Annotated in this window: 9 protein-coding genes; 4 read left to right on the top strand and 5 right to left on the bottom strand. The window is 63.9% G+C overall.

The genetic code is table 11. The features are described 5' to 3' along the window. A partial coding sequence (locus EN984_RS18960) for an esterase-like activity of phytase family protein (RefSeq protein WP_127383879.1) occupies positions 1-915 on the top strand: 915 nt, incomplete at its 5' end. A gap of 10 nt (positions 916-925) precedes the next feature. Here the strand turns inward: EN984_RS18960 and EN984_RS18955 are convergent. The 3 genes from EN984_RS18955 to rpmB form a co-directional block, all read right to left on the bottom strand. Next, positions 926-1,597, bottom strand: coding sequence for a hypothetical protein (locus EN984_RS18955; RefSeq protein WP_127266962.1), 672 nt, complete (start codon positions 1,595-1,597; stop codon positions 926-928). Positions 1,598-1,656: 59 nt separating this feature from the next. Further along, positions 1,657-2,337: a queuosine precursor transporter gene (locus EN984_RS18950; protein ID WP_127266961.1), complete on the bottom strand. Its 681-nt coding sequence runs from the start codon at positions 2,335-2,337 to the stop codon at positions 1,657-1,659. Between the two features lie 161 nt (positions 2,338-2,498). Continuing rightward, positions 2,499-2,795 carry a 50S ribosomal protein L28 gene (gene rpmB, locus EN984_RS18945; protein ID WP_013529373.1) on the bottom strand — a complete coding sequence of 99 codons (297 nt, stop codon included), beginning with the start codon at positions 2,793-2,795 and terminating at the stop codon, positions 2,499-2,501. Positions 2,796-3,052: 257 nt separating this feature from the next. Between rpmB and EN984_RS18940 the strand changes: the two genes are divergently transcribed. The 3 genes from EN984_RS18940 to EN984_RS18930 are packed head-to-tail and all read left to right on the top strand — an operon-like array spanning position 3,053 to position 5,494. Next, the gene (locus EN984_RS18940; RefSeq protein WP_127266960.1) at positions 3,053-3,841 is read left to right on the top strand and encodes a DUF3108 domain-containing protein; all 789 of its coding nucleotides are present in this window, start codon (positions 3,053-3,055) and stop codon (positions 3,839-3,841) included. 34 nt (positions 3,842-3,875) lie between these two features. After that, positions 3,876-4,811 (top strand): EamA family transporter, encoded by a 936-nt coding sequence (locus EN984_RS18935; protein ID WP_127266959.1) that lies wholly within the window; start codon positions 3,876-3,878, stop codon positions 4,809-4,811. Next, positions 4,808-5,494 (top strand): lysoplasmalogenase, encoded by a 687-nt coding sequence (locus tag EN984_RS18930; protein ID WP_127266958.1) that lies wholly within the window; start codon positions 4,808-4,810, stop codon positions 5,492-5,494. Before EN984_RS18935 ends, EN984_RS18930 begins: the two co-directional genes overlap by 4 nt. Before the next feature lies 1 nt (position 5,495). On the opposite strand, the gene EN984_RS18925 is transcribed toward EN984_RS18930, so the two are convergent. Together EN984_RS18925 and EN984_RS18920 are read right to left on the bottom strand one after the other, a co-directional pair. After that, positions 5,496-5,924: a cupin domain-containing protein gene (locus tag EN984_RS18925; RefSeq protein ID WP_127266957.1), complete on the bottom strand. Its 429-nt coding sequence runs from the start codon at positions 5,922-5,924 to the stop codon at positions 5,496-5,498. Positions 5,925-5,943: 19 nt separating this feature from the next. After that, positions 5,944-6,164, bottom strand: a 221-nt coding sequence (locus tag EN984_RS18920) for a hydroxyacylglutathione hydrolase C-terminal domain-containing protein (RefSeq protein ID WP_281057316.1), incomplete at its 5' end; no start/stop codon positions are given.

The following is a 6,164-nucleotide window of genomic DNA, read 5'->3' as shown; positions in this document are numbered from 1 at the left end:
GAAATCTCGGCCCGCCCGAGCACCCAATTCCACATTGGCCGTGCCGACAAGCAGTTCGGCGCTTTCGAATTCGTCGGCGGGCTGGAGATGACCTCGCCGACACGCGATTTCGGCGCGCTGTCAGCCTTCCGCTTCCTGACAGCCGGCGGTGACTTCATCGGCGTTGCCGACACCGGCTTCTGGTTCTTCGGCACGGTGGTCCGCGACGCGGAAAAGCGACCCTCCGGCATCCAGAATTTCCGCATGCAGCAGATGGTCGACCAGACCGGCCGGCCGATCGACAGGAAATGGGAGGTCGATGCGGAAGGTCTCGCGGTCAAGGACGGCATCGCCACCGTCGGCTTCGAGCGCAGCCACCGCGTCGCCCAGTTCAAGATCGATCCCAACGACATGAAGGCGCCGTTCAAGCCGCTGGATTTCGTCGTGCCGGCCCGCGAGCTGCGCCAGAATCGCGGCTTCGAGACCGTCACCCACGCCAATGCCAACGGCCAGCATGAGGGCGGCCTGGTCGTGGTCTCCGAGAAGAGCCTGGACAAGGCCGGCAACATCTATGCCGCCATCATCGATGGGCCGCACAAGGGCGTCTTCACCGTCAAGCGCAATGGCGATTTCGACATCACCGACGGCGCCTTCCTGCCCGATGGTGATCTGTTGCTTCTGGAGCGCAGTTTCTCGATGGCCAGCGGCGTCAAGATGCGGCTGCGGCGCATCTACGGCGAAAGCGTCGAGAAGGGCGCGGTCGCCGACGGGCCGGTGCTGCTGGAGGCCGACATGGACTACCAGATCGACAATATGGAAGGGCTCGACGTCTGGAGCCGCGACGACGGCGCGCTGATGGTGTCGCTGATCTCGGACGACAACCACTCGATCCTGCAGCGCAACCTCTATCTGGAATTCATTCTCCACCAGGATTGAGCCAGCCGGCTTACGTCCTGTTGGCGATCCAGATGACATGGCGGGCGCCGCGCTTGCCGTTGGCGCGCGTACTGACCTCTTCGACCGCGAAGCCTGCCTGCTTCAGCCGCCGCGTGAAGCCGCTGTCGGGGCCTTGCGACCACACCGCCAGCACGCCGCCGGGTTTCAGGGCGCTGCGTGCGGCTGCGAGGCCTTGCACGCTGTAAAGTGCGTTGTTGGATTTGTGGACGATGCCTTCCGGGCCGTTGTCGACATCGAGCAGGATGGCGTCCCAGGCCGCGGGCCGCGACCGGATCAACTGCCCGACATCGGTTTCCTGGATGGTGACGCGAGGATCGTCGAGACAGCCGTCAAAGATTTCGGCCATCGGGCCACGTGCCCAGGCGACGACGGCGGGCACCAGTTCGGCGACGACAATTCCGGCATCATTGGCCAATTCTGTGAGTGCGGCGCGCAAGGTAAAACCCATGCCAAGCCCACCGATCAGGATTGTGGGCCGGCTATGGCCGGCAATCCGCTCACAGGACAGTTTTGCCAGCGCTTCCTCGGAACCGCTGAGGCGGCTGTTCATGAGCTCGTTGGTGCCCAGCATGATCGAGAATTCGGTGCCGCGCCGCTTGAGGCGAAGTTCTTGTCCGCCGTCCGGGGTCTTTGCCGAATCGAGCTGAACCCACGGGATCATGATCTTTGTCCGACCATGATCTTTTCCGAAAATCGGGTCCCACTTTTCGGGATCATGGTTTAAGCCGCAACCGCGGGCTGGCTCCAGCGGGCCGCGAGCAGACGGTAGGGGATCAACGCCACCACGGCGATGATCAGCTTCACGCTGAGGTCGCCCAGCGCCCAGGAGATCCAACGCATCGCGTCGACATGGAACACGCCCATCAAGGGTGCGTTTTCCAACGCAAAGCCGTCGTTGGGACCAGCGAAGGCAAAGGCGGCCGAGAACGCGACGGTGAAGAACACGGCTGTGTCGAACACCGACCCGACCAGCGTGCCGACGATCGGCGCCCGCCACCAGCTCTGGCGGCGCAGCCGGTTGAAGACAGTCACATCGAGCAATTGCGCGGCAAGGAACGCCGCTCCGGACGCGGCCGCGATCCGCACCAGCCGGTCGGCGGCGGTCTCGAATTCGATCAGGCCGTGACGGAACAGGAAGGGCGGGACAAGGATCGAGCAGATCACCGCCGTCATGAAGCCGACAAAGACGATCCGGCGCGCCACAGTGGGGCCGTAACGGCGGTTGGCGAGGTCGGTGACCAGAAACGAGAAGGGATAGGTGAAGGCCCCCCAGGTCAGAAGGTCGGCCAGCGAGAGGCCGCCGATCTGGCCCTGCATCGGGAATTGCACGAGAATGTTCGATGCCACGACGACAAGCGTCATGGCGGCCACGAAGGGCAAGTATCGCGAGAAGAAAGTCATTTTTTTATCCTGGGTAATGGAACCAGCGGAACGTATTCCGAAATCGGATTACGCTAGCTTCGTAATTTAAGCATCGGGTTGCCGAAACCTTGCGGCTTCGATCCGATGCCTAGGCCAACAAGAGGTTGGCCAGGGCGGTCGTCCCCCGCCTTTGAACTGTTTTAAGCGGCAGCCTGTTCGGCGGTCTTCTTGGCGATCTGCTTCTTCAGCAAACGGGCGCGCTGCGACAATTCCTTGACGTCGGCCTTGGCCAGGAAGGCGTCGAGGCCGCCGCGATGTTCGACCGAACGCAGCGCGTTGGCCGAAATGCGAAGACGCACGTTCTGGTTCAGCGCTTCCGAAATCAGCGTCACATTGACGAGGTTCGGCAGGAAGCGACGCTTGGTCTTGTTGTTGGCGTGGCTCACATTGTTGCCGGACATGACTGCCTTGGCAGTGAGTTCGCAGGTGCGGGACATTGTTCTAACCTTCAGTTCTCGGGGTCTGCCAAACACTCAAGCCCACGCCGGGTGGCGCGCGGTTCTGGTCAGGCGGCCTTATGGAAAAAGTTGGCGTTCCATAGTTGCATTTCGCCGAGGCGTCAAGCTCCAGCTTGCCTGCGGACACGCCCGGCATTTCATATTAAGGCCGGAATTCATCCTATAAGCGGTTCCATAGGGACATGCCAGACCGGAGTTGCCCGCCTCCGGCCGAAAATCAAGGACCCGATCCCGCCATGCTTCGTTCGCCACATGCCCTTGTTGCCATGCTTGCCATAGCTTTGCCGTCCGCCGCGTCTGCTGCCTCGCCGCAGTCGTTCAAGGGCGAGTACACAGTGTCGTTCCTCGGCCTTTCGATAGCGAAATCAACGTTTTCCAGCCGCTATGAGAACGGCGCCTACGCGATCCAAGGCAGTGTCACCGCAGCCGGCCTCGCCAAGCTGTTCGACGATACGCGCGGCACGATCTCATCCAAAGGCACGATCGCGGGCAAGAAAATGGTGCCGCAGGCATTCCGCGCCGATTACACCTCCGGCAAGAAGGCATCGGTTGTCGATATCCGCTTTGCCAATGGCAGGGTCACCTCGACGAAGGTCGTGCCGGCGCCGGGCAAACGCGACCCCAAGAACTGGGTACCGCTCGGTGCCGGCGACCTGACGTCGGTGCTCGATCCCATGGCCGCCACCGTCATTCATGCCGACAGTCTCGACCAGGTCTGCGGCCGCACGGTGAAGTTCTATGACGGCGAGATGCGTGCCGACCTGACGTTGACCTACGCGTCGAAAGGCACGATCTCGGTCCCGGGCTACAAGGGCGACACCGTCACCTGCCAGATGGGCTTCGAGCCGGTGGCGGGTTATCGCAAGGGCCGCAAGGCGCTCAACTATCTCAAGAACAAAAGCCGCATGATGGTGACGTTTGCACCGCTCGGCCAAACCGGCGTATATGCGCCGATCCGTGCCACGGTGGGCACGCAGATCGGCACCTTGACCATCAGCGCCGGGCGTTTCGAAGCCGTACAATAGCCAGGCGCGGAATTGGCGCGCCACTGGAGACAGAATGGGGCGCGCAACACTGATCGGCTTTTCGGCGGTCGCCATGTGGGCGTTGCTCGCACTGCTCACCGATGCGTCGGGCCAGGTGCCGCCGTTCCTCTTGTCGGCGATCACCTTCTCGATCGGCACCGGGGTCGGGCTCATCGCGCGGCTGTTCATGCCGGCACCCGACAAGAGCCAGAAGATACCGCCGCAGGTGTGGCTGATCGGCATTGCCGGCCTGTTCGGCTACCACTTCTTCTATTTCACCGCGCTGCGCAATGCGCCGGCGGTGGAGGCGAGCCTGATCGCCTATCTGTGGCCGCTGCTGATCGTGCTCGGCTCGGCGCTGATGCCGGGCGAAAAACTGGCGTGGAACCATGTCGTCGGCGCGCTGCTCGGCCTTGCCGGCACCGTGCTGATCGTCACCAAGGGTGGCGGGCTGGCCTTCGACGCCCGCTATTCCTTCGGCTATGCCATGGCTGCCGTCTGCGCCGTCCTGTGGTCGTCCTATTCGTTGTTGTCGCGGCGCTTCCCGTCGGTGCCGACCAGCATCGTCACCTGGTTCTGCGCAGCGACCGCGGTGCTGTCGCTCGCCTGCCACCTGGCGCTGGAACAGACCGTTCTGCCCGTCGGCGCCGGTCAGTGGCTGGCGGTGCTTGGTCTTGGCCTCATGCCGGTGGGCGCTGCCTTCTATGCCTGGGACATCGGCGTCAAACGCGGCAACATCCAGGTGCTGGGTGCCGCAAGCTACGCCGCACCGCTGTTGTCGACGCTGGTGCTGATCGCGGCCGGCGTCGCCGAGCCGTCGCTGCGCATCCTCGCCGCCTGCGTGCTCATCACCGGTGGCGCGGTGCTCGCCGCAAAATCCCTGTTCCTGCGCAAGCCTGCGGCGACCGAGAGCCGAGCCGGGTCATCCGAAGGCGGAGCCCAGGGCATCCAAAGGCGGAGCCGGGCATGACGATGCCGTTTGCGGGCGGCATCGACGCCAATGCCAATGCGACACTGATCTTTTCGCTGGCGGCGGCGGTGATCTATGCGTTCACGCTAGGCATGCCGCCGACGCTCGCCCGCTCGGCGGCAAAGACGCTTGCCGTGGCGATGCTTGCCGTGCTGGCCGGACTGCAGGGCGGCCCGCTGCTGCTGGTCGCCGCGCTCGCACTCAGCGCCGCTGGCGACGCCTTCCTGTCGCGCGACGGCGAAAAGGCCTTTCTCGGCGGGCTGGCCAGTTTTCTCGTCGCCCACATCGTCTATGTCGCGCTGTTCCTGCGCAGCGGTGGCGGATTGGGAGTGCTTGGCGCCGAGCCGTGGCGCGGAGCGATCGGGCTCGCCATGGCGGTGTTCGTGGTCATCATGCTGGCGGCGCTGTGGCGTCGCGTCGGTCCCGGCCTGGGTATCCCGATCACCGTCTATATCGCCGCGATCCTGGCAATGGGCATCTCGGCGCTGACAACAAGCAATATGTGGGTGATCGGTGGCGCCGTGCTGTTCATGGTATCGGACGGGCTGCTCGCCACCGAGAAATTCCTTGTCGCCGCCATCTCGCCCCACCGCGCCTGGATGCGCTTCGCCGTCTGGGCGCTGTACTACGCCGCCCAGCTCGCGACGACACTTGGGTTCCTGCTAAATTTGGGTTCTTATTGAGTTAGGGTTGTTTCGGCTGCCAGCCGGGTTCGGCCAGCTCAAAGGCGGCAAACTCGAAGCCCGGCGCGACGGTGCAGCCGACCAGCGTCCATTCGCCCAGGCTGCGCGCCGACTGCCACCAGCCTACCGGCACGACGATCTGAGGCCGCTCACCGGCTGCGAGATCGATGCCGAGCACCTGCTCCACAACGGTACTGCCTTCCTCCCACATCGCCAGTGCCAGCGGGGCGCCGGCATGGAAATGCCAGACCTCGGCGGCGTCCTTGACCCGGTGCCAGGCCGAAACCTGATGCTCCTCAAGCAGGAAATAGATGGCCGTCGAATGGCCGCGCGCGCCGCCAGTGCCATCGCGAAAGGTCTCGGCATACCAGCCGCCTTCCGGGTGCGGCTTCAGCCCGAGCGTCGCGATAATTTCTGCGGAGCTGGTCATGGCGACGATACCACCGGGCCTAGAAATTGTCCTTGCGCTTGCGGATTTCGGCAAAGACCTCGGCGTCCGAAGCTTTCTCCAGCCCCAGATGCTTGCGGATCGCCGGATCGTGCCAGCGCAGGAAGGGATTGGTCGACAGCTCCTCGCCGATCGTCGTCGGCAGCGTCGGCTTGTCGGCGGCGCGCAGCTTTTCGATCCTGGCGGCGCGTTCCTTCAATGCCGAATTGGTCGGGTCGACGG

The sequence above is a fragment of the Mesorhizobium sp. M7A.F.Ca.CA.004.12.1.1 genome (assembly GCF_003997835.1).
Classification (GTDB): domain Bacteria; phylum Pseudomonadota; class Alphaproteobacteria; order Rhizobiales; family Rhizobiaceae; genus Mesorhizobium.
The sequence above is the reverse complement of the archived record's forward strand: the minus strand, read 5'-3'. Positions and strand labels throughout refer to the sequence as shown.